Origin of the sequence: Streptomyces collinus Tu 365 (assembly GCF_000444875.1) — a bacterium.
In the GTDB taxonomy this organism is placed as follows: Bacteria; Actinomycetota; Actinomycetes; order Streptomycetales; family Streptomycetaceae; genus Streptomyces; species Streptomyces collinus_A.
In genome coordinates, this window is the sequence record NC_021985.1 from 5,718,256 (window position 1) to 5,743,363 (window position 25,108).

Sequence of the window (25,108 nt, forward strand, 5' to 3'; positions counted from 1 at the left end):
GCACCGCGCGGCACCGGCGCGGCGGCGGGCCGCACGGCACCCGGCACCGGCACCGCCGCGGGCGGCACCGGTGCGGGAGAGCGGCGGCCGTCCTCCGGGGAGGACGGCCGCCGCTCGGGCACGCCGAGGGGGAGGGTCAGCCGTTGGCCAGGGCCTGCACCCGGTCGAGGGCGCCGTTGAACTTGTCGTGGTCGCCGACCGTCGGGCCCGACGAGGTGTACTGCCACATCGTGTAGTACCCCCAGCCCGCCGGCAGGGTGCCGGGGTCCGTGGCGTAGCGGGCGATCCACAGCGGGTTGTTCACGGCGAAGCCGCCGTAGTCGCCGGTGCACTGGGTCCACCAGTTGGTCGCCGTGTAGATGACGGCGTCGCGGCCCGTGCGCGCCTTGTAGGTGTTCAGGAAGTCCGCGATCCAGTTCACCATCCCGCTCGCCGTCTTGCCGTAGCAGGCGGCGCCGTACGGGTTCCACTCGATGTCCAGCACGCCCGGCAGCGTCCTGCCGTCCCGGGACCAGCCGCCGCCGTGGTCCACGAAGTAGTTGGCCTGGGTGGCGCCGCTCGTGGTGTCGGGGGTCGCGAAGTGGTAGGCCCCGCGGATCATGCCGACGTTGTACGAGCCGTTGTACTGCTGGGCGAAGTAGGGGTTTGTGTAGTACGTCCCCTCGGTGGCCTTGGTGTAGGCCCAGCGGACGCCGCTGCCCCACAGGGTGCTCCAGGCGACGTTGCCCTGGTAGCCGGCGACGTCGACGCCCTCGGTCTGGGTGGCGTCACCGGTGGTGGGGGTGCCGGCGCGGCCGTCGTGGGCGAGGACTCCCATGCCCATGTACGCCGTGCCCCGGCCGGGCGCGGTGGCGGCACGGGCGCTGGTGAGGGGGACGGAGAGGGCGAGCGCCGACAGCAGGGCCGTGAGGAGGACGGCGAGCGGGCGTGGCCGGAGGAAACCGGGTCTGGGCACGGGCATGACGTGTCTCCGGGGGAGTGAGGTGTGGGGGCCGCGTGGGGTGACCGAAGTGACCGTTGCTTCACTGGCGTGGTCATGTCATTACTTGCCTGCTGAAGAAGCTACGCACGTAGATGACGGCGTGGGAAGAGGGTCCGGAGGCTGCCGTTGGTCTACGCCTGCGAAATACTTACGGAGCTGCGGCAATGACGACTTTTGACAGAAACTTTCAGGACCGCGAAACCGAGCAGGGGTGCTGACGTGCACGAGGACGGAAACGGCGGTGCGTCCGGCACCGTCGGCCAGGCGACGCCCAGTGGTGCAGACCAGGAGTTCCTGGCGCTGGAGCGCGAGTTGACGGTGCTGCTCCGGCGCGCCCGGGCGAGCCAGGGCGAGATGGCCCGCGAGGTCCACCCCGACCTGGAATCGTCCGCCTACGGCCTGCTCATCCGCCTCGACGAGCTGGGCGGCCAGCGCGCCACCGAACTGGCCGCCTACATCGGCGTCGGCAAGGCCACCATGTCCCGTCAGCTGCGCGCCCTGGAGGAGCTCGGCCTGATCGCCCGCGAGCCGGACCCGGCGGACGGGCGGGCCTGGCTGGTGACCCTGACCGACGAGGGCCGGGGCCGGGTCGGCAAGGTCCGCGAGGCCCGCCGCGCCCGCTACGTCCGCCAGCTCGCCCACTGGGACCGCCACGAGGTGGCGGAACTGGCCCGGCTGATCCACCAGTTGAACAACGTCATGGAACGCTAGACGGACAAGTCCCCACGCATCCGGGGCCTCACAGCTCCACGAACACCGCCGTCGCGTCGTCGTGCGTCTTGGCGCGGCCGAGGAACGCCCGCGCCTCGCGGTCCGCGGCCTCCAGTGCGCGCACCCGGCCGACGAGGCCGTGGGCGCCCTCCTCGGCGAGCACCCCGAACAGGGCCGTCCAGTCGCCCTCCCCGAACCGCTCCGTCCAGCGGGCCGCGCCGTCCGACAGCGCGGCCAGGGCACCCACCTCGGCGCGGGGCAGCGTGCCGGCGACCGCGCGGGCGGAGACCGAGGGGTCGGCCGCCGCCGTGAAGAACCCGCCCTCCTTGTTGCGCAGGTTCGTGTCCACCAGCGCGTCGGTGGCCAGCGCCGCACGCGGCAGCCGCGCGAGCCGGTCGTCCAGTACCGGGGTCACCGCACCGCCGGGCGAGCGCAGCAGCAGGACGGAGTCCGACAGCACCAGGTACTCCACGGCCGCGTCCGACCAGCGGGACAGCACCACGGTTGCCTGCGGCGTGCGCGGGTGAGAAAGGTCACAGGTGCCCGCGTGGGCCCGGGCGGTCCGGGCGATCGCCTCCGCGAGAACCTCCGGGAGCGTCAGATCCCGCCGCGAAACGGTCAGTTCGGTCAGCGCGCCGCCGAGCCGCCCGACGAACCAGGGGACCGTGTGCACACAGCCCGCGCACTCCCGGGGCGGCGTCACTCCGTCCAGCAAGATCACACAACCACCCTGACCGCAGGCGGGTAGTCCGACACCGGCGAAGTCCTCGTTGGGGCGGTTCGGGTCACCGGGTTCCGAAACGAGATCAGTTCGCATCCCGCCAGTCTGCACGAGCCCTTCACAGGCTCCGCCGAACGCCGGCGAGCGCCGCCGCATCGGCACCCCCGCCCAGGTCAGCCGCCTGGTTTGCGGGTAATGCGCGGTAATGGGAGTACTCCGGGAAGACGTGGCGGCGAATACTGCCAAAGCCTGCCGCGCGCGTCCAACCGGCCCGCCGCGCACCGGCCCCGCACAGGCCGCTGGAACTTGCCCGCCAACTTCCCTTCGATGTTCACTCCTTCGGGTGGCGGGTCAGGTGATGCGCGACCACTGCTCACCGGCGCTGGGAGGGTCGGGAACCGTACGAACCGGGTGTACGCACCACTTGGCACCAGGACCCAGACGACGGGGCGCCACCCGGGCCCATGGGTAGACGAGTTCAGGATTGCGAGCACCGGTGCAGATGAAGCGGCCTCGGCGCACAGGCAGGCAGACGACCCCCGAGGGGGCCGCCCCGCAGAACCCGGTGGGCGCCGGCCGCCCCACCCATGTGCGCACCCGGCTGATCGTCGCCGTGGCCGTGGTGGCCGCGGCCGTCGCCGGAGCGGGAGCACCCTCGCTGCTCGCCGCCTCCCAGGACCTCAGCGACTCCCAGGACCTGGTGACGCTGGCCGGCCGCACCGAGGACGCGCTCGCGCTCGCCCACTCGCTCGCCGACGAACGCGACGAGGTCACCTCCTACGTCGCGGCCGGCCGCCCCAAGTCCAAGGCGCCCTCCGAGGACCGCAGCGCCCGCGTCGACCGCCAGGTCGAGGAGCTGCGCGCCGACACCGACACCCCGTCCGGGCTGCGCGCCGACCTCGACGGCATCGCCGCCGTCCGCCGGTCCGCGCTCACCGGCAAGACCGACGCGCTGCGCACCCACCAGGCGTACTCGGCCACCATCACCGCGCTGCACCGGCTCGCCGACGAACTCGCCGAACGGCTGCCCCCGCGGGCCGGCACCGGCGTCCACTCCCTCGCCGAACTGGACTCCGCCGTCCAGGACTCCGCGGCCGCCCGCGGCCTGCTGCTCGCCGCGCTCAGCATCCCGTCCACCCGGCAGACGGTCATCGACCCCGCCACCGGCCTGCCGACGACGACCACCAGCACGACCGACGCCGACCGCAAGCAGCGCGACGCGCTCACCGCCGCCGCCCAGATCGCCCGGCTGCGCTCCGACGCGGCCCTCGCCGACTTCCGCGAGACGGCCCCCAAGGCGTCCGTGACCTCCTACGACTCCACGGTCACCGGGCCCGAGGTCAACTCCGCAGACAAGTACCTGGCCGCCCTCACCGACCAGCCCTCCCTGACCGACGGCGAACTGTCCACCAGCACCAAGAAGCTGGACGCGGCCCTGTCCGCCCGGGTCGACCTCATGCGCGGCGCCGAGTCGGCCCTCTACGACCACCGCACCAAGGACCTCGCCCGGCTGCGGGACGACGACGTCACCGCCCTGGAGATCCGCGTCGCCGTCCTCGGCGCCCTCATGCTGGTCGCCGTCGGCATCGCCACCGCCATGGCCCGCACCCTCACCCGGCCGCTCTCCGTGCTGCGCCGCGGCTCGGCCCGCCTGGCCGGCGCCGAGGACCCGGCGGCCCAGGAGCCGATCGCCTTCACCGGCCGCAACGACGAGTTCGCCCAGGTCGTCCGCTCGGTCAACGCCCTGCACGCGCACGCCGCCGCCCTGCACGAGCGCGTGGCCACGCTGGAGGCCGACCGCAAGCACCTGGTCGGCCAGCGGCAGAAGATGGCCGACGCCCGCGAGGAACTGCGCGCCGAACTCGCCGACTCCGCCGCCCAGCTGGAGCGACTGCGCACCAGCATCGGCGGCACCTTCGTCAACCTCGCCCTGCGCACCCTCGGCCTGGTCGAGCGGCAACTGGCCGTCATCGAGAGCCTGGAGGACCGCGAGCAGGACCCCGACCGGCTCGCCACCCTCTTCAAGCTCGACCACTTCGCCACGGTCATGCGCCGCCACAGCGAGAACCTGCTGGTCCTCGCCGGCACCGAGCACGTCCAGCAGCACCACGGCCCGGTCCCGCTGGTCGACGTGGTCCGCGCGGCGGTCAGCGAGATCGAGCGCTACGAGCGCGTCCGCATCGCCGCCCTGCCCCCGCACGCGCATCTGGCGGGCTTCGTCGCGGACGACCTCTCCCACCTGCTCGCCGAACTGATGGAGAACGCCACCTCGTTCTCCCCGCCGGACCTGCCCGTCGAGGTCTCCGGCTGGCTGCTGGAATCGGGCGAGGTCATGCTGTCCGTCCAGGACGAGGGCATCGGCATGGCCGGCGACCGCCTGGACCGCCTCAACGCGCGCCTCGCCGACTTCGACCCCGAGTCGCCCTACGACCACGAGGGCGAGGCCGGTCTCGGCCTCGGCCTGTACGTCGTGGCCCGCCTCGCCCACCGGCACGGCATCCGCGTCCAGCTGCGCGAGCAGAAGCAGGGCGGGGTGGCGGCGGTCGTCGTCCTGCCCCACTCCCTGCTGGCCGAGGCCCCCGCGGCGGCGGTGCCGCCCCCGGTCAGCCGCCCGGACAGCACCCAGACCTTCTCCCTGCCCGGTGCCGACGCCGAGGCCAACTCCAACGTCCTGCACACCCGCCCGAAGGACACCGACCCGCTGGTGGCCCTGGCGGAGCGCGCGGCGCGCGCGACGCGGCAGACCGCCCCGGAGTCCACGGAGCCGGAGCCGCTGGCCCGGCCCGCCGAGGAGCCCGAGCCGCACGCCCGGGCCACGGACGAGCAGGAGCCGCCGGCCGAGACCGCGGGCACGCCCGCGCCGCACGCCCGCGCCGTCCGGACCCCCGAGCCGCGCACGGCGGCCCCGGAGGCGTCCCAGCCGCACGCCCGGGCCGCCGAGCCGCGCACCGGAGCCGTCGCGGCACCGGAACCGGACACGGCCCGGGCGCCGGTCCGGCCGAAGGCACCGCGGGAGACACCGGCCGAGACGACCATGGAACTTCTCCTCCCCGAGCTCGCGGACCCCGCGTCCGCCGAGGGCGGAGACACCCCGGGGGGACCGCTCGCGGCCGGGGACGCACAGCGCACGACGGCCGTCGGCGGGGACGACGAGGCCGCGTCCGAGGCGGAGCCGGTCACCAGCAAGGGCCTGCCCAAGCGCACACCCAGGATCACCGCCCCGGCGGCACCGCCCCGCCAGCGCGCCACGGGCGTCGACGCCGAGGCCCTGCGCCGCCGGCTCGGCGGCTTCCGCCAGGGAGCGCAGGCCGGCTACCGCGAGGTGGCGGCGGAGACCGCAGAACGTACCGAAGAAGCCACGGGGGGCACAGTCGAGGAGGCAAGCAGTTGACCGCGCCCAGTACCTTCGGACTGAGCAGTGAGGCCCGCAACCTGCACTGGCTGCTGACCAACCTGGTCGAGGAGGTCCCCGGCATCCAGTCCGTCGCCGTGGTCTCCTCGGACGGTCTGCTGCTCCTGTCTTCCGACCCGGGACACACCGAACAGTCCCGGCGCGCCCGTCCGGCCAAGGGCCCCCGCGGCTCCTCCGCGGACCTCGCCACCATCGTCTCCGGCATCGGCAGCCTCACCGTGGGCGCCGCCCGGCTGATGGAGTTCGGCGGGGTCAAGCACACGATGGTCGCGATGGACGAGGGCAGCCTGTTCGTGATGTCGATCAGCGACGGCTCGCTGCTCGGGGTGCACGGCTCGGCGGAGTGCGACATGAGCGTGGTGGCCTATCACATGGCGCTCTTCGTCGGCCGCGCCGGCCATGTGCTGACCCCCGAACTCCGCAGCGAGCTGCGCAAGTCCCTGGAGGCCGAGTCGACCGGGAGCACCCGATGAGCGGCACAGTGAGCAAACTGCCCGTGCGCGGCGGCGACCGCAAACCCGCCCGGGTGCGCCCCTATTCGCTCACCGGCGGCCGCACCCGCTTCGGCCACGTCCTCCTCGTGGAGACGTTCGTGGGCACCACGGCCGCCCTCGAAGCCGCCGAGGAGCGCAGGGAACTGACGAACAGCCCGCTCTCCAGCCGGGTGATGCCGGAGATGCGGGCCATCGTCGAACTGTGCCGCCGGATGCGCACAGTGGCCGAGATCGCCGCGCTGCTGAAGATGCCGCTCGGCGTGGTCCGCGTCCTCATCAGTGACCTCGCGGACCAGGGAAAGATCCGTGTGTACGGCACCGGGACCGGTCACGGCACCGGCCGTCCGGACCGCGTTCTGCTGGAAAGGGTGCTGAGTGGACTCCGCCGTCTCTGACGCCACCGGCGTCGCCCCCCTCGTCGCCGGCTTCGCCGAGCCCGACGAGGACCTGAAAGCCTGGCAGCAGGACCGCACCCGGGCCCCCATAGCCACCAAGATAGTGGTGGCCGGGGGCTTCGGGGTCGGCAAGACCACGCTGGTCACGGCCGTTTCGGAGATCACGCCGCTGCAGACCGAGGCGCTGATGACCGAGGCCAGCGAGGGCACCGACGACCTGTCCGCCACCCCCGGCAAGCTGAGCACCACCGTGGCCATGGACTTCGGCCGCATCACGCTCGACGACGACCTCGTGCTGTACCTGTTCGGCACCCCGGGCCAGCAGCGGTTCTGGTTCATGTGGGACGACCTGGTGCGGGGCGCGATCGGGGCCGTCGTGCTGGCCGACACCCGCCGGCTGAAGGACTGCTTCCCGGCCCTGGACTACTTCGAGAGCTGCGGACTGCCGTACGTCGTCGCGGTCAACCACTTCGACGACAGCGAGCTGTTCGAGCCGGAGGACGTGCGCGAGGCACTGACCGTCCCCGCCCACATCCCTGTCATGATCATGGATGCGCGGCGCCGGATCTCGGCCATCGAGACCCTCCTGGCCCTCGTCGGCCACGCGCTCGACGAAACCCCCGAGTAAGTCCCTGTTAGGAGCCCCACCCGCATGCGGAAGATACTCGTCGTCGGAGCCGGCCAGTCCGGTCTCCAGCTCGCCCTCGGCCTTCAGTCGAACGGCTACGAGGTCACCCTGATGTCGAACCGGACCGCGGACGAGATCCGCTCCGGCCGGGTCATGTCGACGCAGTGCATGTTCGACACGGCGCTCCAGCACGAGCGCGATCTCCAGCTGAACTTCTGGGAGTCCCAGGCCCCCAGGATCGAGGGGCTCGGCGTCTCGGTCGCGGCCCCCGGCTCGCACGACCCGGGGCCCACCCAGCGGGCCATCGACTGGGTGGGCCGGCTGAACGGCTACGCGCAGTCGGTGGACCAGCGGGTGAAGATGGCCGGCTGGATGGAGACCTTCGCCCAGCGCGGCGGCCAGCTCGTCATCCACGGTGCCGCGGTCGGCGACCTGGACTACTTCTCCCGCGCCTACGACCTCGTCCTGGTCGCGGCCGGCAAGGGCGAGCTGGTGTCGATGTTCGCCCGGGACCCGGAGCGCTCCCCGTACAGCGAGCCGCAGCGCGCGCTGGCGGTGTCCTACGTCCACGGACTCGGCCCGCGCCCCGAGCACCCCGACTTCGACGCGGTGCGCTGCAACGTGGTCCCCGGGGTCGGCGAGCTGTTCGTCATGCCGACGCTGACCACGTCCGGCCGGGCCGACATCCTGTTCTGGGAAGGCATACCCGGCGGCCCGCTCGACGCCTTCGGCGGCGTCAAGGACCCGGCGGAGCACCTCTCCCTGACGCTGGAGCTCATGGAGAAGTTCACGCCCTGGGAGTACGCGCGGGCCACGAAGGTCGAACTGACCGACGCCGGCGGCACGCTGGCGGGCCGGTACGCGCCGACCGTCCGCACCCCCGTCGGCCGGCTGCCCGGCGGCGGACTCGTGCTCGGCGTGGCCGACGTGGTCGTCGCCAACGACCCGATCACCGGCCAGGGCTCGAACTCCGCGGCCAAGTGCGCGGCCGCGTACCTCGGCTCCATCCTGGAACGGGAGGACAAGCCGTTCGACGAGGAGTGGATGCGGGCCACCTTCGACCGCTACTGGGCCACCGCCCAGCACGTGACCAAGTGGACGAACGCCATGCTGGCGCCGCCGCCGGAGCACGTCCTGAACCTGCTGGGCGCCGCGGGCGGACTCCAGCCGGTGGCCGACCGCTTCGCCAACGGCTTCGACGACCCGGCCGACTTCGAGAACTTCTTCTACGAGCCGGAGCGCACGCAGGCCTACCTGGCCTCGGTCGCCGGGGCCTGAGCGGCTGGGCCGTCCGGACGTACGGCGCCGAGCACCGGATAGGACGCCAGCGGGGAGACCTCCACCTTCTCGCCGGGCCTCGGCGCCTGGACGACCTCGCCGTCGCCCACGTACATCGCCACGTGGGTCGCCTCCGGGAAGTACACGACGAGGTCGCCCGGGCGCAGCTCGCGCAGCGGGACCCGCTTCAGCCGGGCCCACTGCTCCTGGCTGGTGCGGGGGATCGGGGTGCCCGCCTGCTGCCACGCCCGCGACGTCAGGCCCGAGCAGTCGAAGGACTCCGGGCCCTGGGCGCCCCACCGGTAGGGCTTGCCGACCTGGCCGAGGGCGTAGCGCACGGCCCGGTCGCCGCCGCGGGTCGGGGGGCGGTCGTCGTTGCCTAGCGCGCCCGAGGCGGTGAGGCCGCGCTGGGCCTCGGCGACCGAGTTCCGCTCCAGCCCGGCCACCGCCCCGAGCTGCTCGGGCGTGAGGGTGGCGAGGAGCCGTTCGACGTCGGCCAGCCGGGCCCGTACGTCGTCGCGCTGCTTGCGCTGCCGACCGGCGAGGGTGAGCCGGGCGTCCAGCGCCCGGCGGGCCGCCCGGGCCAGGTCGTCCCGCTTCCGCTCGGCCCCGGTGAGCCGGGTCATGGTCTCGGCCCGTTCACGGGCCAGCCGGCCGATGACGTGGCCCTCGTCCAGGGCGTGCTGCGGGTCGCGGGCCAGCAGCAGCCGCAGGTAGGCGGAGAAGTCGCTGCTGCCCTGGTACTGCTGCCGGGCCAGGCGCCCGGCGTCGGTGCGGCTGCCCTGCAGGGCGAGCCGGGCGCGGGCGAGTTCGCCGTCGAGCCGGGCCACCTCCGCCTGCTGTCGCGTCAGCCGCTCCGCGGTGGCGTTGTAGGTCTCGGTCGCCTGCTCGGCCTGCCGGTAGAGCCGCTGAAGGTCCGTCAGCAGTTGGGAGACGGACCGCGGCGCGGGTTCGGCCACCGCGGGCACGGGCGCGAGGACCGCCTGGGCCGCCACCGCGGCCGTACAGGCCAGGCGCACCAGCACTCCTGACACGACATCACCTCCGGTGCGGTTCGGGCGGACCCTCCGCCCGCTTGCGCACCGTGATAATCAGACGTGTCGGTGTGCCGTGGGGAGCATGCCTACGCCGTCCGGCGCAGCCTTCTCACCCGGTCGGGCCGCCCGGCTTGCCGGACGGCGTGCCGTCCCCCTTGATCCACGGCCATCTGAGCCGGCCGCCGCCGCGGCCCTCGGGGTCGTAGCGGTACTTCCAGCCCCGCACCACGCCGGTCCGCCTTCCGTACGCGCGGGGCACGCGGCGGTAGACGAGCACGGTGGGCGGGCCGCCGGCCGCGTCCGGGACGGGGATGCGGTACGTCTTCGGGGGGTGGCCGGTCATGCCCAGCAGGACGGGCAGCACGCGCCCGTCCATGGGGCCGCCCTCGAAGGGAGTGTCCTGACTCTTCACACCCTCAGTCTCGGCCATCCCCGGCGAGCGTGCCGACGAGGGCAGCGGTCTGCGGGTCACGGGCGGCGGTCACGCTGAGGACCGCCACGAACTGCTCGACCAGCCAGTCGCGCAGCTCGCCGGCCTCGGGCTGCTTGTCCTCGTCCAGCCAGATCAGCGAGGCCGCCTCGACGGCCGTGATCCACATCCGGACGGTCATGCGCAGCCGCGGACCGGGGTCGCGGACGCCGAGGTGGCCGAGGATGTGCTCGGCGGCGGCCCGGCGCACCCCGTCCACGATGGCGGTCGTCCGGGACGTCTCCACCACGCTGCCGCCCTGGAGCAGCGCGCTGAATCCGGTGTCGTGCCCGTCCACGAAGGCCAGGTAGCGGTCGAGGGCCCGGGACAGGCGGGGCAGCAGCGGGCCCTGGCGCGGCTCGTCGAAGCACTGGCGCAGCTCCTCGGCGGCCGACCGCAGCGCGGCCTCGTAGAGCTGCTGTTTGCCGCCGGGGAAGTAGCGGTACACGAGCGGGCGCGAGACCCCGGCCGCCTCGGCCACGTCGTCCAGCGAGACGTCCTCCGGCGCGCGGTGCGCGAAGAGGGAGAGCGCGGCGTCGAGGAGCTGGCTCCGCCGCTCCTCGACGCTCAGCCTGCGGTAGGCCGGGACGGTGGGGGTCATGGGGTTCAGCGTAGTCGGCCCCGGTGCCGGCCGGTCGTGGCCGATCACGCCGTTCCCCGTGGCCGCCGGCTTCCCCGGCGGCCGGAATCCGCCTTGACGGCGGGTCTCAGGCCAGGAGCCCCGAGGAGCGCCACAGCCGCCGGCCGGCGCCGCGCAGGACCCCGATGTCGTCCAGGAAGTCGGTGAGCCGCTTCGCCCCGCTCTGCATGACCTCCCGCCGGTGCCCGCTGGCCTTCACCTGGGCCATCGCCTCCCGCCGGTCCAGGCCGACGTTGGTGTAGACGTCGGGGTTGACGAAGGCCACCGAGAACACCCGGGCGAACTCGCCCGAGGTGATCCGGGTGAACTCCTGCGACCACCTGGGCGCGGTCAGCATCTGGCGGCGCAGCTCCTCGCGGGCGTAGCGCACGTGCCGGGCCTCCTCGACCACGTGGATGCGCGTGACCCCGCGGATCAGCGGCTGCACCCGCTCGTCGGGGAAGGTCAGCCGCTGCATCCAGTCGAGCACCTCCTCGCCGAGCAGTGTGGCCGTGAAGGAACCGGGGGTCGTGGAGATGGTCTTGAACAGGCGCCCGAGGTTCTGGTGCGCCCGGCTCACCGGGTACCAGGGCGCGTCACCGCGCTCGATCAGCCGCGCGAACATCTTGGAGTGCCGGCACTCGTCCTCGATCTCGGTGAGGGCGTAGCGCACGTGCGCGCTCGTCGCCGCCTTGTCGTAGATGTGCCGGCACAGCAGCTGCATCAGGATGATCTCGAACCAGATGCCGAGCGAGGCCAGCGCGGCCGCCTCGTGCTGGGAGAGCAGGATCCGCTGCTCCTCGCTCATCCGCCGCCACATCGGCGTGCCGTACAGCGAGACCAGCTCCGGCGGCCAGAACCACTTGCCCTCCTCGAAGGGCGCGTCCCAGTCCAGCTCCTTGTCGGGGTCGAAGGAGTGCTTGGCGGAAGAGACGAGCAGCCTTTCGGCCACCTGTTCGCGGTCCTTGAGCAGGCCGAGCGCGTCGCGCAGTCCGTCGAGCGCGTCCGCTTCCGTCAGGGTCGTCATGGCTCCCTCACCTCGTTACCCGGGGTACGTCGTCCGCCTCTTATGAGACTGCCTGTCAGTAACGCCGTCAATCCCCCGCGCAGGACTTGTTGACCCACCGTCTACGTGTGACTCTGCGAGGTATGCCGAGCCACGACCTGTACACAGACGACCCCGGCAGCTCCCCGTGGCAGGTGCCCGCGTCCGGCGCGGCCCGCTTCAGCTGGGAGTACGACGAGGGCCGCGACCGCCTGCTCGCCCTGTACCAGAAGGGCAAGGACAAGCAGTGGGACGGGCAGCGGCGCATCGACTGGGAGCTGGAGGTGGACCCCTACGACCCGCTGGGCACCCCGGACGAGGCGATGTCCCTCTACGGCACCCGGTATTGGGACCGGCTCACCGACCGGGACAAGGGCGAACTGCGCAGGCACTACGCCTCCTGGCAGTTCAGCCAGTTCCTGCACGGCGAACAGGGCGCGATGATCTGCGCCGCCCGGATCGTGGAGTCGGTGCCCGACATGGACGCCAAGTTCTACTCGGCGACCCAGACCATGGACGAGGCCCGGCACGCCGAGATCTACGGCCGCTTCCTGCACGAGAAGATCGGCATGCTCTATCCGATCAACGACAACCTGCAGTCCCTGCTCGCCGACACCCTGCGCGACAGCCGCTGGGACATGCCCTACCTGGGCATGCAGGTGCTGATCGAGGGGCTCGCCCTCGCCGCGTTCGGCATGATCCGGGACACCACCGACAAGCCCCTGCCCCAGCAGATCCTCGCCTACGTCATGCAGGACGAGGCCCGGCACGTCGCCTTCGGGCGCATGGCGCTGCGCGACCACTACCGGCAGCTCACCGAAGCCGAACTGCGCGAGCGCGAGGAGTTCGTCATCGAGGGCTGCTACCTGATGCGCGACCGGCTGCGCGGGGTCGAGGTGCTGGAGAACTTCGGCATCCCGCGCGCGGAGGCCGAACGGTTCAGCGAGGACTCGGAGTTCCTGCAGCTCTTCCGCAAGCTCCTCTTCAGCCGCATCGTGCCCTGCGTCAAGGACATCGGCCTGTGGGGCAAGCGGCTCCAGCAGGCCTACCTCGACCTGGGCGTGTTCGAGATGGGCGACTCCAGCCTCGACCTGCTGATGACCCAGGACGAGGAGATCGCCGAGCGGCTGGACGCGGAGCGCTTCGCCGCCGAGGAGCGGGAACGGGTGGCCGAGGTGCGGGAGACCATCGAAGCCGCCGCGGAGCCGTCCTGAACGTCACTCAGGTGCAGTAACGTGCTGGCGTGTCCATGCCTCCGCCGCCCCAGCCGCCGCAGTACCCCTACGGTCAGCAGCCCCCGCAGACCCCGCCGCCGGGCCCGTACGGCTCCCCGTACCCCCAGCAGCAGCCCTACCCCCCGGCCCCCGGGCCCTATCCGCAGCAGCCGTACCCCGCCTGGGGCATGCCCCCGATGGGCCCGCCCCCGAAGAAGAGCCGGGTCGGCCTGGTGCTCGGCATCGTGGGCGGCGTCGTCGGACTGCTGGTGCTCGGCTTCGTCGGACTCGTCCTCCTCGGGCTGAAGGTCGAGCACGACTTCCCGGCGGCCAAGAACAAGCTCACCGCGCCCAAGACCCTGGTGGACGGCAAGTACGAACTCACCCAGGACCTCTCCGGCACCGAGGGCCAGAAGATCGAGGACGAGGTCGACGGCGCCTGGGACGCCAAGGTCACCGACTCCGTGGTGGCCCGCTACGGCGTGGGCGGCAACGACGGCCGGGGCAGCCTGGTGATCTCCGGCCTGTACGGCCGCTTCCAGAACACGGCCGACGGCCGCGCCAACATGCTCAAGGGCGCCGGCAAGGCCGAGGGCGTGACCGTCGTGGAGCCCGCCAAGGACGTCACCCCGCCCGGCACGGACACCACCGTCAGCTGCGAGGTCGTCACCGAGAACCACTCCGGCCTGAAGGCCACCTACCCGGTCTGCGCCTGGGCCGACGGCAACACGGCCGCCATGGTCGGCGAGATCGCCCCCAGCGCCCTGACCGCCGACCCCGCCGACGTGGACCTCGACGCGGCGGCCCGGCTCACCGCCAAGGTCCGCTCCGAAACGGTCCGCCCGATCGACTGACCTCCGCCCGCCGGGGTCCGGCCGGGCATTGACCTCCGCTCAGCGGGGCCTGGTTGGACGCCGACTTCCGCCCAGCGGGGCCCGGGTGAACGTCGACCTCCGCCCGCCGGAGCCTGGTTGGACGTTGACCTTGCCCGCTGGGGCCCGGCCGGGCAGCTGATCTCCGCCCGCCGGCGCCCGGCAGGACGCCGCCTCCGCCCGCCGGCGCCAGGGCGGGCCGTCGGCTCACAGTCCGAGCACCGCCCGCATGACGTCCTTGGCGATCGGCGCCGCGTCCCCGCCGCCGCTGATCTCACCCCGGTCCGCCGAGGCGTCCTCGACCACCACCGCGACGGCGACCTTCGGCTCCGGGTCGTCGTCGCCCTGCGCCCAGGACACGAACCAGGCGTACGGCACCCCGGCGTTGCCCAGACCGTGCTGCGCCGTGCCCGTCTTGCCGCCCACCGTGGCACCGCGGATGGCCGCGTTGGTCCCGGTGCCCTCCCGGACCACGTCCGTCATCAGCTCCCTGAGCCGCACGGCCGTCGACGGACGCATCACCTGCCGCTCGGGCCGCAACCCGCCGCCCGCCACCGTCTCACCGCCCCGGCGGGTGGTGCGCTCCACCAGGTACGGCGTCCGCAGCCGCCCGTCGTCCGCGACCGCCGCCGCGACCATCGCCATCTGCAACGGCGTCGCCCGGGTGTTGTACTGCCCGATCGACGACAGCGCCAGCTGCGCCTTGTCCACGTGCGTGTCGAAGGTGCTCGGCGCCACGGCGAACGGCACCCGCAGCCGGGTGTCGTTGAAGCCGAACGCCTGGGCCGTGGCCGTCATGTCCGCCACCCCCACGTCCACGCCCAGCTTCGCGAACACCGTGTTGCACGACCACGCGAAGGCGTCCCGCAACGTGGTGTCCCGGCAGCCGTCGCCCTCGTTGGTCAGCCGCGTGTCGGTCCCCGGCAGCCGGTAGGGATCGGGGGAGCGGGTGCGCCCGTCCAGATCCGTGACCACCCCCGCGTCCAGCGCCGCCGCGGCGGTGACCACCTTGAACGTCGAACCCGGCGGATACGTCTGCCGCACCGCCCGGTTCAGCATCGGCTTCTCCGGATCGTGGTTCAGCCGCGCCCACGCCGAGGCCGCCGCCTCACTGTTGCCCGACAGCTCGGCGGGGTCGTACGACGGCGTCGACACCAGCGCCAGGATGCGGCCCGTGGCCGGCTCGATCGCCGCCACCGCGCCCTTGCGCCCGTGCAGCCCCCGGTACGCCGCCTGCTGCGCCTTGCGGTTCAGCGTCGTCACCACGTTCCCGCCGGGGCTCGCCCGGCGCGTCACGTCGTTCCACAGCGGCAGCGGCGCGAGCATCGGATCGGTGCCGGAGAGCACCCCGTCCTCGGCGTGCTCCAGGAACGTGGTGCCGTACAGCTGCGAGGCGAACCCGGTGACCGGCGCGTACAACGGGCCGTCCCGGTAGGTGCGTTCGTAGCGCAGCTGCTCCCCGGTGTCCGTGGAGCCGGTGACCGGCTCGCCGCCCACCAGGATGTCGCCCCGCGGCTGCTGCCAACGGGCGATCGTCGGGCGGCGGTTGGCCGGGTTGGCGTCGTAGGAGGACGACTGCACGAGCTGCACCCGGGCCGCGTTGACCAGCAGCGCCACCAGCAGCAGCACGCAGGACGCGCAGGCGTGCCGGATGTACCGCGCCATCGGCCGGCCGTTGCCGTACTCCGTCACGGGGCCTCCTGCCCGTCGTACTGGCTGCGCGCCGAGTCGCTCACCCGGATCAGCAGCGCCACGATCGCCCAGTTGGTGACGACCGAGGAGCCGCCCTGGGCGAGGAACGGCATCGCCATGCCGGTCAGCGGGATCAGGCCGGTGACCCCGCCCGCGATCACGAACACCTGCAGCGCCAGGATCGAGGACAGCCCCACCGCGAGCAGCCGCCCGAACGGCTCCCGCAGCGCCAGCCCCGCCCGGTAGCCGCGCTCCACCAGCAGCGCGTACAGCAGGATGATCGCCGCCAGGCCCGCGAGCCCCAGCTCCTCCCCGGCCGTCGCCAGGATGAAGTCCGACTTGGTCGCGAAGCCGATCAGGATGGAGTGCCCGAGCCCCAGCCCGGTGCCGAGCAGCCCGCCCGCCGCGAACGCGAACAGGGACTGGGCGAGCTGGTTGGGCCCGAGACCGGCCTCGATGGTCGCGAAGGGGTGCAGCCAGTCCTCGATCCGGCCGTTCACATGCGGCTCCAGACGGCCCACGGCCACCGCGCCGAGCACCGCGAGCACCAGCCCCACCGCGATCCAGCCGGTCCGGCCGGTGGCGACGTACAGCAGCACGACGAACTGCCCGAAGAACAGCAGCGAGGTGCCCAGGTCCCGCTCCAGCACCAGCACCCCGACGCTCAGCAGCCAGATCGTCACGATCGGGCCGAGCACCCGGCCGGTGGGGAACTGGATCCGCCACAGCCTGCGGCCCGTGTACGCCAGCGCGTTGCGGTTGGCGGCCAGGTAGGCGGCGAAGAACACCGCCAGCAGCACCTTCGCGAACTCGCCCGGCTGGATGGAGAATCCGGCGATCCGGATCCAGATCCGGGCCCCGTTGACCGCCGGGAACAGGATCGGCAGCAGCAGCAGCGCGAGGGCCGCGACCACGCACACGTACGCGTACCGCTGGAGCACCCGGTGGTCGCGCAGCACCAGGACCACGGCGATGAACAGGGCCACCCCCAGCGTCGACCACACCAGCTGGGTGGGCGCCGCCCGGTCGCCCGGCGTCTCCAGGTCCAGCCGGTAGATCAGCACCAGGCCGAGCCCGTTGAGCAGCACCCCGATCGGCAGCGGCAGCGGATCCGCGTACGGCGCCCGGATACGCACCACGACATGGGCGAACAGGGCGAGCACCCCGAGCCCGGCCCCGTAGCCGGCGGCCCCGGGCGGCACGGTGCCGCTGCGCGCCAGTCCCACCGCGCAGTAGCCGTACACCGACAGCAGCACGGCCAGCACGATCAGCGCGAGCTCGACGCCACGTCGCCGGGGCAGGCGCACGGCGCGGGCACGTTCCCGAGGTGCCGCCACGGCGGTTCCGGCCTTGGTCATGTCCGGAACCTACCGAAACGACCCACTCCGGCCGGACAGGCGCCCCGGAGGCGTGGGGCAGCGGCGGAGCGGGGGCGGTGGTGCGGGGCACCGGCGGGGCGGGGTGCGAGGCGGCTGCGAGGCGGATACGGCTCGGCTCCGGACGAGGCGCTGCGGCCGGGTGCCGGGGAGCCGGGCCGGCCAGGGACCGGCCCGCTAGCCGTCCTCCGCCTCCGGCAGGGTCAGGACGGCGACGGCCCCGCCGTCCACCGCGTTGGCGAACGTCAGCCGTGCGCCCAGCACCTCCGCCTGGCCGGCCGCGATGGTCAGGCCCAGCCCGTGCCCCTTCGCCCCGCCCTCGGTGCGGAACCGCTGGGGTCCGTGCGCCACCAGGTACCGCGGAAACCCGCCGCCGTGGTCCCGCACCGTCACCACGGGCCCGTCCACGGTCAGCACCACCGGAGCCGCCCCGTGCTTGTGCGCGTTGGCCACCAGGTTCCCCAGCACCCGCTCCAGCCGCCGCCGGTCGGTCTCCACCCGGACGTCCCGCACCACCCGCACCTCGGTGTCCGTCCCCGAGGCCCGCACCACCCGCCCCGCCAGCGCGCCCAGCTCCTCGGTGTCCGCCTCCAGCCGTTCCCGCCCGGTGTCCAGGCGGGAGATCTCCAGCAGGTCCTCGGTGAGCGTCCGCAGCGCCGCCACCCGGTCCCTGACCAGCTCGGTCGGCCGCCCCGGCGGCAGCAGCTCGGCCGCCGCGTGCAGCCCGGTCAGCGGGGTGCGCAGCTCGTGCGCCACGTCCGCGGTGAACCGCTGCTCGCTCAGCAGCTTGCCCTGCAACGACGCCGCCATCGAGTCCAGCGCGGCCGCCACCACCGCCACCTCGTCCTGCGGACGCGTCGGGTCCTTCGCCCGCGGATCGTTCACCCGCGCGTCCAGATCGCCCGCGCTGATCAGCCGGGCCACCCGCGCGGTACCGTGCAGCCTCCGCGTCACCCGGGTCACCGCGAACGCGCCGACCAGCACCGTCGCCCCGATCGCCGGCGCCGACGACCACAGGATCGACCGGTCGAGCCCGGCGATCGTGCGGGACTGCTGCGCGTAGTCGACCTCCACCGCCAGCGCCCGCCGCCCGTCGGCCGGGCCCGCCGCCCACATGATCGGCCGCCCCTGGTCCGAGGTCACCATCGTGCCCCGCGCCCCGGTCAGCGCCAGCGCCCGCAGCCGCGCCGGCAGCCCCCGGGAGTCCACCCCGGCACCCGGCGGCAGCGCGTCCCCGGCCTCGTACGCCTGCGTGGCGTCCTGCAGCCGGGACAGCGCCAGGTCCCGGGCCTGCCCGACGGTCTGGTCGGTCACCGACACGTGCACCAGCACCCCGAGCAGCGCGGCCAGCGCACAGCACATCACCGTGATGAACGCGGCCGTCTTCACCGCGAGCGTCCCCGCCCACCGCGGCAGCGCGAGCCTCACCGGGCGCTCGCCGAGGGAGAGGCGCCGGGAGTGTCCGACGCGGAGGGGGACGCGCCGGCCGTGTCCGACGGGGCCGGGGAGGGGGACGGCGCGTGGCTGTGCCGGCCCCGCCCGGTGCGCAGGAACTCGTCCCGCGAGAACACCATCGCCCGCCGCTCCGGGTCCCAGGTCCAGGTGGTGCGGTACTCGTACCCGGTGATCCCCGCCGGGGAGCGGACGATCACCGCCCGGCCGGCCAGCTCGACCCCGAGGATCGCGTCGTTGTCGGCGAGCACCTGCACCAGCCGGTGCCCGTCCACCGCGTACACCCGCACCGCCGTCTGGTTCGTCGGGTACAGCCGGAAGCCCAGCGTCATGTCGGCCCGGCCGTCCCCGGTCAGATCCCGGTAGTACGCCTTCAGCAGCGGGCACCGCGCCCGGCTCCCGCCCGGCGCGCACTCCTTCATCCGGTCCACCGTCGCGTGGTACGCGCCCTTCGAACCGTAGTCGGACGGACGGGCGGCGAACTCGGCCCGCACCACGTCCACCGGGTCGACCTTCCGGATGTCGTCGTCCGGCACCGTGACGCCCTTGACGGTCTCCGCGCTGCCCTCGTCGTACGCGTACGCCGGACTGGACGCCGGCCGCAGGTCGGGCCACAGCCGCGCCGGGCTCACCGCGGTCGGGGTGACCCCCGCGCCCTTCAGGCCGCCCGCGTCCCCGCACGCCGCCGTCAGCGACAGCAGGGCGACGGCGGCCGCGACTAGGGCGGTGCGCACGGGACGACGGGCTGGCACGGTGCTCCTGGGACTGGCGGGATCACGGACCCCGTACACCTTATTCGTACGGAAGTCCTTTTTGCGCACTCGGGGCGGCGCTGGGGAGAGGCTACTCGGCCAGTTCCTCCAGCAGCCGGGCGGTGGCCAGTCCCGCCGTCAGGTACTCCACGAACAGCTCGTTGTGCAGCGCCCACGGGGAGCGCCGGACACGGATCAGCGTGATCGCCTCCTCGGCCGTCAGGCCCCGCCGCACCAGCGTGTGCGCGACCACGAGGCCCGACCGGTTGTAGCCGTGGTGGCAGCGCACCAGCACCGAACGCCCCGCGTCCAGCGCCTCCTGCGCCGCCCGGGCCAGCCGCATCACCCCCGCCAGCTGGGTCCCGTCCAGCGGCCCGTCCGGTATCGGCCACACATGGTGCTCGGTCCCGGACCCCGGCCCGTGCCCCGGCAGCCGCAGCAGGCTCAGCACCACGTCGAACTGATCGCGCACGACGGCGAACTCCAGCCCGCCCGAACGCCCACGGAACTCGTGCCCGCCCATCCACAGGCCGGGTTCGATCTCGTTCCACGGGCTGTCCGGAGCCGGCACGCCTGGCTGCTCTCCGCGGGTCCGCAAGGGTGCCTCCCCAAGTCCCACCGACCGGGCTGCCTCCAAGGTAGCCGGGTTCTTGCCCACGGAGCACCCCGCCTGTTCCCATGGTCGAGGGGTGATGGCTCATGAGCCGACTGCGCGTGGTGCCGACCTGGCGGCACGGCCGGGAGAGGCTGTACGTCTGCGGCCCGGACGGGGAGAACGTCGCCTGGTACGACCGGGAGAGCAGCCGCGTGAACCTGATCGCCGAGGACCGCAGGGACGCCGTGCTCGAAGCCCTCCAACCCTTCCTGGCCGGCCCGGTGACCGTGGGCCCGCCCCCGGCGCCCACACCGGTGGAACTGGCCCGGCTGTCCCTGCACCCGGACGACGACCTCGCCCCCAACCGCCCCGGCGAGGCCCTGCTCGTCGAACTCGAACGCGACCCCCGACCCGGCCACCGGCTCCGCCCCGACCCGCGCCGGCGCGCCCTCACCGCCGAGCAGACGGCGGGCGAGGCCCTGGACCGCCTGGAGGAAGCCGGCTCGCACACCCTGCATTCCGTCCCGCTGCCCGGCGGCGACCGCCTGCACCACCTGCTCATCGGCCCCGGCGGCCTGTTCGCCGTACACGCCCTGTACGCCCGCAGGCAGCGGGTCAGGGTCGCCGATCCCATGGTCACCGTGGGCCGCCGCGAGGCCCTGCCGCTGTTGCGCCGCCTGCGCGCCGAAGCGGACCGCGCCACCTACGCCCTGACCGCCGAGGTCCACCCGGTGCTGGCCCTCGTCGGCCCGCCGGCCGACGTGCGGCTCACCCTCCCGCCCCGGGGCGTACGCGTCCTCCAGGACGGCGAACTGGCCGCCCTGGGCCGCCAGGGCGGAGTCCTGAAACCGGCGGACGTGGAGGCCCTGCACGCGATGGCGCGGGACCGGAGGACGTGGGAGAGGGTGTGAGCGACCGCGGGCCGCGGGGGCCGAGGGCCGAGGGGGCCGAGGGCTGAGGGCCGAGGGGGGACGAGGGGTCTGCGCGGCGGGGGAGTGTTCCCTCAGGGCAGCGGCACCGACCGCCCGGCGTCCAGCAGCGGAGCCAGCAGATCCCCGTGCTGTTGCACCCGGGACGCGACGTCCCCGGCCAGGAACTCCAGCGTCCCCGGCTCCCGGCACTCCTCGACCTCCGCCCACCGCACCGGAGCCGACACCAGCGGGGCCGGCCGGGCCCGCAGCGTGTACGGCGCCGCCGTCGTCTTGCGCGCCGCGTTCTGGCTCCAGTCGACGAACACCTTCCCCGGCCTGAGGCTCTTCGTCATCCGGTGCACCACGAGCCGGGGCATCGCCCGCTCGGCCTCCACCGCGAGCTGCTTCGCGTACTCGCTCGTCCGCTCGGACGACGCCCCGCGCACGGCCGCCAGCAGGTGCAGCCCCTTGGACCCGGCCGTCTTGGCGTACGCCTCGATCCCGTCCGCGGCCAGCCGCTCCCGCAGCCACAGGGCGACCTCGCAGCAGTCGACGATCGTCGCGGGCGCCCCCGGGTCCAGGTCGAACACCAGCCGGTCGGCCTCCTCGGGCGACTGCACCAGCCACTGGTGCGTGTGGAACTCGGTCACCAGGTTCGCCGCCCAGACCAGGCTCGCCAGATCCTGTACGACCACCATCCGGGCCGGGCCCTCGGACCGGGGGACCTCGGCGGTCGTGACCCACTCGGGCGTACCCGGCGGCACGTTCTTGGCGAAGAACCGCTGCCCGTCCGGCCCGTCGGGGAAGCGCAGGAAGGACATCGCGCGGTCGCGCAGGTGCGGCAGCAGCACGGCGGCGGTGGTCGCGTAGTAGTGCACCAGCTCGCCCTTGGTGAAGCCCGTCTCCGGATACAGCACCTTGTCCAGGTTGCTGAGCACGACCCGTCGCCCGTCCACCTCTGTGATAGGCGTCATACGATGACAATCCCAGACATTCCACTCAGAGACCGGAAGGAAGGCTGCTGCCCGTGCGATCCATCTGGAACGGCGCCATCTCCTTCGGTCTCGTCAGCATCCCGGTGAAGCTGGTGAACGCCACCGAGAGCCACTCGATCTCCTTCCGCCAGATCCACGCCGAGGACAACGGCCGCATCCGCTACCGCAAGGTGTGCGAGCTGGACGACCGCGAGGTGAGCACGGCGGAGATCGGCAAGGGGTACGAGGACGCGGACGGCACCGTCATCCCGATCACCGACGAGGACCTGGCCCACCTCCCGATCCCGACCACCCGGACGATCGAGATCATCGCCTTCGTACCGGCCGACCGGATCGACCCGCTCCAGATGGGCACGGCCTACTACCTGGCCGTCGGCGCGGCCCCCGCCGCCAAGCCGTACACGCTGCTGCGCGAGGCCCTCAAGCGCGGCGACAAGGTCGCCGTCGCCAAGTACGCGCTGCGCGGCCGGGAGCGCCTGGGCATGCTGCGTGTGGTCGGCGACGCGCTCACCCTGCACGGGCTGCTGTGGCCGGACGAGGTGCGCGCGCCCGAGGGCGTGGCCCCGGACGAGAAGGTCACCGTACGCGCCAAGGAACTCGACCTCGCGGACGCCCTCATGGACACCCTCGGCGACGTCGACCTGGACGACCTGCACGACGACTACCGCGCGGCGCTCGAAGAGGTCATCGCGGCCAAGGCGGCCGGCGAGGCCCTGCCCGAGGCCCCCGAGCCCGACAGCGGCGGCAAGGTGCTGGACCTGATGGCTGCCCTGGAGAACAGCGTGCGCGCGGCCCGGGCGTCCCGGGACGGGGGCAAGGCTCCGGAACCGAAGGCCGCGGCGAAGAAGACCACGGAGACGAAGGCCCCGGCGAAGAAGGCCACGGAGACGAAGGCCACCGCGAAGAAGACCACGGAGACGAAGGCCACGGAGACGAAGGCCACCGCCAAGAAGGCCGCGGAGACGGAGGCAGGGGGGAAGAAGGCAGGGGAGAAGAAGGCCGCGGAGCGGAAGCCCCCGGCCAGGAAGACGGCGCAGAGGTCCGCGCAGGGGTCCGCGCGGAAGACCGCCGCCGCCCAGGAAGAGCGGAAGAGCGGACGCAAACCCCCGGCGAAGAAGGCGGCGCCCCGCAAGACCCCGGCCTGAAACCGCCATCCCTCCCCCCGAAGGGGAGGACTCGGGCACGATGAAGGCGTGACTTACGTGGTGACCGTGGCCATGGCCCGCCCCGAGGGGGCCCCGGAACTCGACGCGCTCCAGCGCGAGGGCGTCATCTTCTTGCTCCGGAAGGGGTTCGACTCACTCGAAGCGATCGAGGGACCCGACGGCATGGAGATCGAACTGCTGGACGACCTCATCGCCGCCGGCCCCTCGGGAGCCCTGCTCAGGATCTTCGTGGACGCGCCGGCGCTGGAGTTCGCCGAGGACGCCGCCCGCGAGGTCGTCTCGGAACTCCTGGAGCGGACCGAAGCGCTCGCCGCCTGGCGGATCACCCGCTGCGGAGTGGAACTGAACTCCGAACTCCTCCAGGAGAGCCTCGACGCGGCCGACGGCCCGGACGCGCCCCCGGCCGACCCGGCGGAACGCGCGCGGCGCCACGCCGCCGCCGACGGCACGACCGATTCCGACCGGCTCCACCCCGCCGAGGTCGAGGCCATGCGCGCCCGGCTCCGCGCCCTGGCACCCACCCTGGCGGCCGTCCCCCTGGAGGCGTTCGGGCACGGCGACGACCCCGAGGAGAGCACGGTCGGCCGGGAGGCCGCGGAGATCGCGGCCGGCGCCCTGGTGTTCGCCGTGGACCTGCTGGTCGACGAACTCTTCACCGACCTGGCCGCCCTGGAGGAGGACGGCCCCACGGTGGCGGAGAGCGACGCGGCCTTCATGCTCCTGGACGACCTGCCCCCGCAGTTCGCCGACGAGTACACCGTCCTGTTCGCCCGCCGTCTCACGGTCACCGCCGTGACCCTGACCGGCCGCCTCGCCCAGCCCCGCCCGGTCCGCCCGTCCTGCGTGGCCGAGGAGATCCTGCTGCGCCTGCTGATCACCCAGGCCGAGGTGACGGCCGACCTCTACGACCTCCTCTCCGACGAGGTCGCCACCGCACTGGAGACGTTCGCGGAGGGCATCGGCGCGGACCCCGACGCCGACGCCACGGACCTGGCACCGCTCGGGGCCGCGGACTGGTTCACCCCCTTCGACGACGACGGGGACGCCGGATTCGTCCACCCGTACGCGGCACACGACGACGAGGAGTCCCTGCAGGGCCCGGCCCGCTGACCGGCGACGTGCGTTTCGGAGACGCGGGGCCGGGGGCCGGAGTCCCCCCGGACCGGGCGACCGGAGGTCCCCCCCGACCGGGCGACCGCAGGCTCCCCGACCGGGCGTATGTGGCCTGCGTGCCGGAGGAGACTTCCGTAGCCTGATGGTGCTCGGGGCGACAGCGGAGGTCTGCCATGCCCCGGACCATCTGGTCAGGAGCCATCTCGTTCGGCCTGGTCACCGTGCCGATCCACGTGGTCGGCGCGACCGAGGACCACAGCATCCACTTCCACCAGTACCACCTGGAGGACATGGGCCGGGTCCGCTACCGCAAGGTGTGCGAGCTGGAGGGCCGCGAGGTCGCGCAGGACGAGATCGGCAAGGGGTACGAGCTGACGAAGACGCAGGTCATCCCCATCACGGACGAGGACCTGAGCAACCTGCCGCTGCCGACGGCGAAGGCGATCGAGATCGACGCGTTCGTACCGCTGGCGTCGATCGACCCGATCAGGATCGCCGAGGGCTACTACCTCCAGCCGGCCGGCCAGGTCGCCGCCAAGCCGTACAAGCTGCTGGTCCAGGCGCTCGGCCGCTCCAGCAAGGTGGCCGTGGCGAAGTACGCGTGGAGCGGCCGGGAACGCCTCGGCCTGCTGCGCGTCCGGGACGACGTCCTGGTGCTGCACGCGATGCGCTGGCCGGACGAGGTCCGCGACCCCGCCGAGCTGCTCCCGCCCCCGGTCGAGGTGACCGACGAGGAGATCGAGGGCGCGCTGGCCCTCATGGACACGATGACCACGGACTCCCTGGAGGGCCCCGAGTTCCAGGACCAGTACACGGAGGCACTCGCCCAGATCATCGAGGCGAAGCGCGAGGAGAAGCCGCTGCCGGAGGCGCCCGAGCCGGAGCAGCCGGCCCAGGTGCTCGACCTCATGGCCGCGCTGAACGCCTCCGTACAGCAGGCGAGGGCGTCCAGAGGCGAGCGGCGCGAACCGGCCGAGGTGCACGAGCTGCCGAGCCCGAAACGGAAGACGACGGCGAAGAAGCAGACGGCGGCGAAGCGGACGCCGACGGGGAAGACGACGACGGCGAAGAAGACGACGGCGACGACGGGGAAGACGACGGCGGCGGGGAAGCAGCCGACGACGGCGAAGAAGACGACGCCCCGGAAGCCGAGAAGTGCCTGAAGGCCCGGGAGGGGCG

The 25,108-nt window shown here is 73.2% G+C and carries 24 protein-coding genes; 12 read left to right on the plus strand and 12 right to left on the minus strand.

What is annotated here, in order from left to right:
- Nucleotides 1–136: 136 nt before the first annotated feature.
- Nucleotides 137–961 carry a lysozyme gene (locus B446_RS24985; protein WP_020942214.1) on the minus strand — a complete coding sequence of 275 codons (825 nt, stop codon included), beginning with the start codon at nucleotides 959–961 and terminating at the stop codon, nucleotides 137–139.
- A gap of 240 nt (nucleotides 962–1,201) precedes the next feature.
- Here B446_RS24985 and B446_RS24990 point away from each other — a divergent pair, with 240 nt between their 5' ends.
- Complete coding sequence (locus tag B446_RS24990; RefSeq protein ID WP_020942215.1) at nucleotides 1,202–1,693, plus strand: MarR family winged helix-turn-helix transcriptional regulator; 492 nt, start codon at nucleotides 1,202–1,204, stop codon at nucleotides 1,691–1,693.
- A 28-nt stretch (nucleotides 1,694–1,721) separates the two neighbouring features.
- Here B446_RS24990 and B446_RS24995 read toward each other — a convergent pair whose 3' ends face one another.
- Nucleotides 1,722–2,510: a hypothetical protein gene (locus B446_RS24995; protein WP_020942216.1), complete on the minus strand. Its 789-nt coding sequence runs from the start codon at nucleotides 2,508–2,510 to the stop codon at nucleotides 1,722–1,724.
- A gap of 400 nt (nucleotides 2,511–2,910) precedes the next feature.
- Between B446_RS24995 and B446_RS25000 the strand changes: the two genes are divergently transcribed.
- The 5 genes from B446_RS25000 to B446_RS25020 are packed head-to-tail and all read left to right on the plus strand — an operon-like array spanning nucleotide 2,911 to nucleotide 8,621.
- On the plus strand, nucleotides 2,911–5,805 hold the full coding sequence (locus B446_RS25000) for a nitrate- and nitrite sensing domain-containing protein (RefSeq protein ID WP_020942217.1): 2,895 nt from the start codon (nucleotides 2,911–2,913) through the stop codon (nucleotides 5,803–5,805).
- The gene (locus B446_RS25005; RefSeq protein WP_020942218.1) at nucleotides 5,802–6,299 is read left to right on the plus strand and encodes a roadblock/LC7 domain-containing protein; all 498 of its coding nucleotides are present in this window, start codon (nucleotides 5,802–5,804) and stop codon (nucleotides 6,297–6,299) included. Before B446_RS25000 ends, B446_RS25005 begins: the two co-directional genes overlap by 4 nt.
- A complete protein-coding gene (locus B446_RS25010; protein WP_043476417.1) occupies nucleotides 6,296–6,715 on the plus strand; it encodes a DUF742 domain-containing protein in 420 nt (139 codons plus the stop codon). Before B446_RS25005 ends, B446_RS25010 begins: the two co-directional genes overlap by 4 nt.
- Nucleotides 6,696–7,343, plus strand: coding sequence for a GTP-binding protein (locus B446_RS25015; RefSeq protein ID WP_020942220.1), 648 nt, complete (start codon nucleotides 6,696–6,698; stop codon nucleotides 7,341–7,343). The genes B446_RS25010 and B446_RS25015 overlap by 20 nt, the downstream gene beginning before the upstream one ends.
- A 24-nt stretch (nucleotides 7,344–7,367) precedes the next feature.
- A complete protein-coding gene (locus tag B446_RS25020; protein WP_020942221.1) occupies nucleotides 7,368–8,621 on the plus strand; it encodes a styrene monooxygenase/indole monooxygenase family protein in 1,254 nt (417 codons plus the stop codon).
- On the opposite strand, the gene B446_RS25025 is transcribed toward B446_RS25020, so the two are convergent.
- From B446_RS25025 to B446_RS25040, 4 genes are all read right to left on the minus strand, one after another.
- Nucleotides 8,594–9,655: a C40 family peptidase gene (locus B446_RS25025; RefSeq protein WP_043476419.1), complete on the minus strand. Its 1,062-nt coding sequence runs from the start codon at nucleotides 9,653–9,655 to the stop codon at nucleotides 8,594–8,596. The genes B446_RS25020 and B446_RS25025 overlap by 28 nt on opposite strands.
- Nucleotides 9,656–9,767: 112 nt before the next feature.
- Nucleotides 9,768–10,088: a hypothetical protein gene (locus B446_RS25030; protein WP_193384495.1), complete on the minus strand. Its 321-nt coding sequence runs from the start codon at nucleotides 10,086–10,088 to the stop codon at nucleotides 9,768–9,770.
- On the minus strand, nucleotides 10,075–10,728 hold the full coding sequence (locus B446_RS25035; RefSeq protein WP_020942224.1) for a TetR/AcrR family transcriptional regulator: 654 nt from the start codon (nucleotides 10,726–10,728) through the stop codon (nucleotides 10,075–10,077). Before B446_RS25035 ends, B446_RS25030 begins: the two co-directional genes overlap by 14 nt.
- Before the next feature lie 106 nt (nucleotides 10,729–10,834).
- Nucleotides 10,835–11,773 (minus strand): AurF N-oxygenase family protein, encoded by a 939-nt coding sequence (locus tag B446_RS25040; protein ID WP_020942225.1) that lies wholly within the window; start codon nucleotides 11,771–11,773, stop codon nucleotides 10,835–10,837.
- Between the two features lie 122 nt (nucleotides 11,774–11,895).
- Between B446_RS25040 and B446_RS25045 the strand changes: the two genes are divergently transcribed.
- Both B446_RS25045 and B446_RS25050 read left to right on the plus strand, forming a co-directional pair.
- Nucleotides 11,896–13,005, plus strand: a complete 1,110-nt coding sequence (locus B446_RS25045) for a ferritin-like domain-containing protein (protein ID WP_020942226.1) — start codon at nucleotides 11,896–11,898, stop codon at nucleotides 13,003–13,005.
- A 35-nt stretch (nucleotides 13,006–13,040) separates the two neighbouring features.
- Complete coding sequence (locus B446_RS25050) at nucleotides 13,041–13,859, plus strand: hypothetical protein (protein WP_328285356.1); 819 nt, start codon at nucleotides 13,041–13,043, stop codon at nucleotides 13,857–13,859.
- A gap of 225 nt (nucleotides 13,860–14,084) precedes the next feature.
- On the opposite strand, the gene B446_RS25055 is transcribed toward B446_RS25050, so the two are convergent.
- The 5 genes from B446_RS25055 to B446_RS25075 all read right to left on the minus strand — a co-directional run bounded on the left by B446_RS25055 (nucleotide 14,085) and on the right by B446_RS25075 (nucleotide 19,747).
- Nucleotides 14,085–15,542 (minus strand): penicillin-binding transpeptidase domain-containing protein, encoded by a 1,458-nt coding sequence (locus B446_RS25055; RefSeq protein WP_193384550.1) that lies wholly within the window; start codon nucleotides 15,540–15,542, stop codon nucleotides 14,085–14,087.
- Nucleotides 15,543–15,565: 23 nt separating this feature from the next.
- Complete coding sequence (locus B446_RS25060; protein WP_020942229.1) at nucleotides 15,566–16,927, minus strand: FtsW/RodA/SpoVE family cell cycle protein; 1,362 nt, start codon at nucleotides 16,925–16,927, stop codon at nucleotides 15,566–15,568.
- 195 nt (nucleotides 16,928–17,122) lie between these two features.
- Nucleotides 17,123–18,373, minus strand: a complete 1,251-nt coding sequence (locus tag B446_RS25065) for an ATP-binding protein (RefSeq protein WP_020942230.1) — start codon at nucleotides 18,371–18,373, stop codon at nucleotides 17,123–17,125.
- Nucleotides 18,370–19,149, minus strand: a complete 780-nt coding sequence (locus B446_RS25070; protein WP_043476423.1) for a hypothetical protein — start codon at nucleotides 19,147–19,149, stop codon at nucleotides 18,370–18,372. Before B446_RS25070 ends, B446_RS25065 begins: the two co-directional genes overlap by 4 nt.
- A 91-nt stretch (nucleotides 19,150–19,240) precedes the next feature.
- Complete coding sequence (locus B446_RS25075) at nucleotides 19,241–19,747, minus strand: protein-tyrosine phosphatase family protein (RefSeq protein WP_043476425.1); 507 nt, start codon at nucleotides 19,745–19,747, stop codon at nucleotides 19,241–19,243.
- Nucleotides 19,748–19,848: 101 nt separating this feature from the next.
- Here B446_RS25075 and B446_RS25080 point away from each other — a divergent pair, with 101 nt between their 5' ends.
- Complete coding sequence (locus B446_RS25080) at nucleotides 19,849–20,655, plus strand: NERD domain-containing protein (protein ID WP_043476427.1); 807 nt, start codon at nucleotides 19,849–19,851, stop codon at nucleotides 20,653–20,655.
- A gap of 92 nt (nucleotides 20,656–20,747) precedes the next feature.
- On the opposite strand, the gene ligD is transcribed toward B446_RS25080, so the two are convergent.
- A complete protein-coding gene (gene ligD, locus B446_RS25085; protein ID WP_043476429.1) occupies nucleotides 20,748–21,629 on the minus strand; it encodes a non-homologous end-joining DNA ligase in 882 nt (293 codons plus the stop codon).
- Between the two features lie 53 nt (nucleotides 21,630–21,682).
- On the opposite strand from ligD, the gene B446_RS25090 reads away from it, so the two are divergent.
- The 3 genes from B446_RS25090 to B446_RS25100 all read left to right on the plus strand — a co-directional run bounded on the left by B446_RS25090 (nucleotide 21,683) and on the right by B446_RS25100 (nucleotide 25,092).
- Complete coding sequence (locus B446_RS25090) at nucleotides 21,683–22,795, plus strand: Ku protein (protein WP_020942235.1); 1,113 nt, start codon at nucleotides 21,683–21,685, stop codon at nucleotides 22,793–22,795.
- Nucleotides 22,796–22,843: 48 nt separating this feature from the next.
- Complete coding sequence (locus B446_RS25095; protein WP_020942236.1) at nucleotides 22,844–23,926, plus strand: hypothetical protein; 1,083 nt, start codon at nucleotides 22,844–22,846, stop codon at nucleotides 23,924–23,926.
- A gap of 176 nt (nucleotides 23,927–24,102) precedes the next feature.
- Complete coding sequence (locus B446_RS25100; protein WP_020942237.1) at nucleotides 24,103–25,092, plus strand: Ku protein; 990 nt, start codon at nucleotides 24,103–24,105, stop codon at nucleotides 25,090–25,092.
- Nucleotides 25,093–25,108 lie beyond the last annotated feature (16 nt).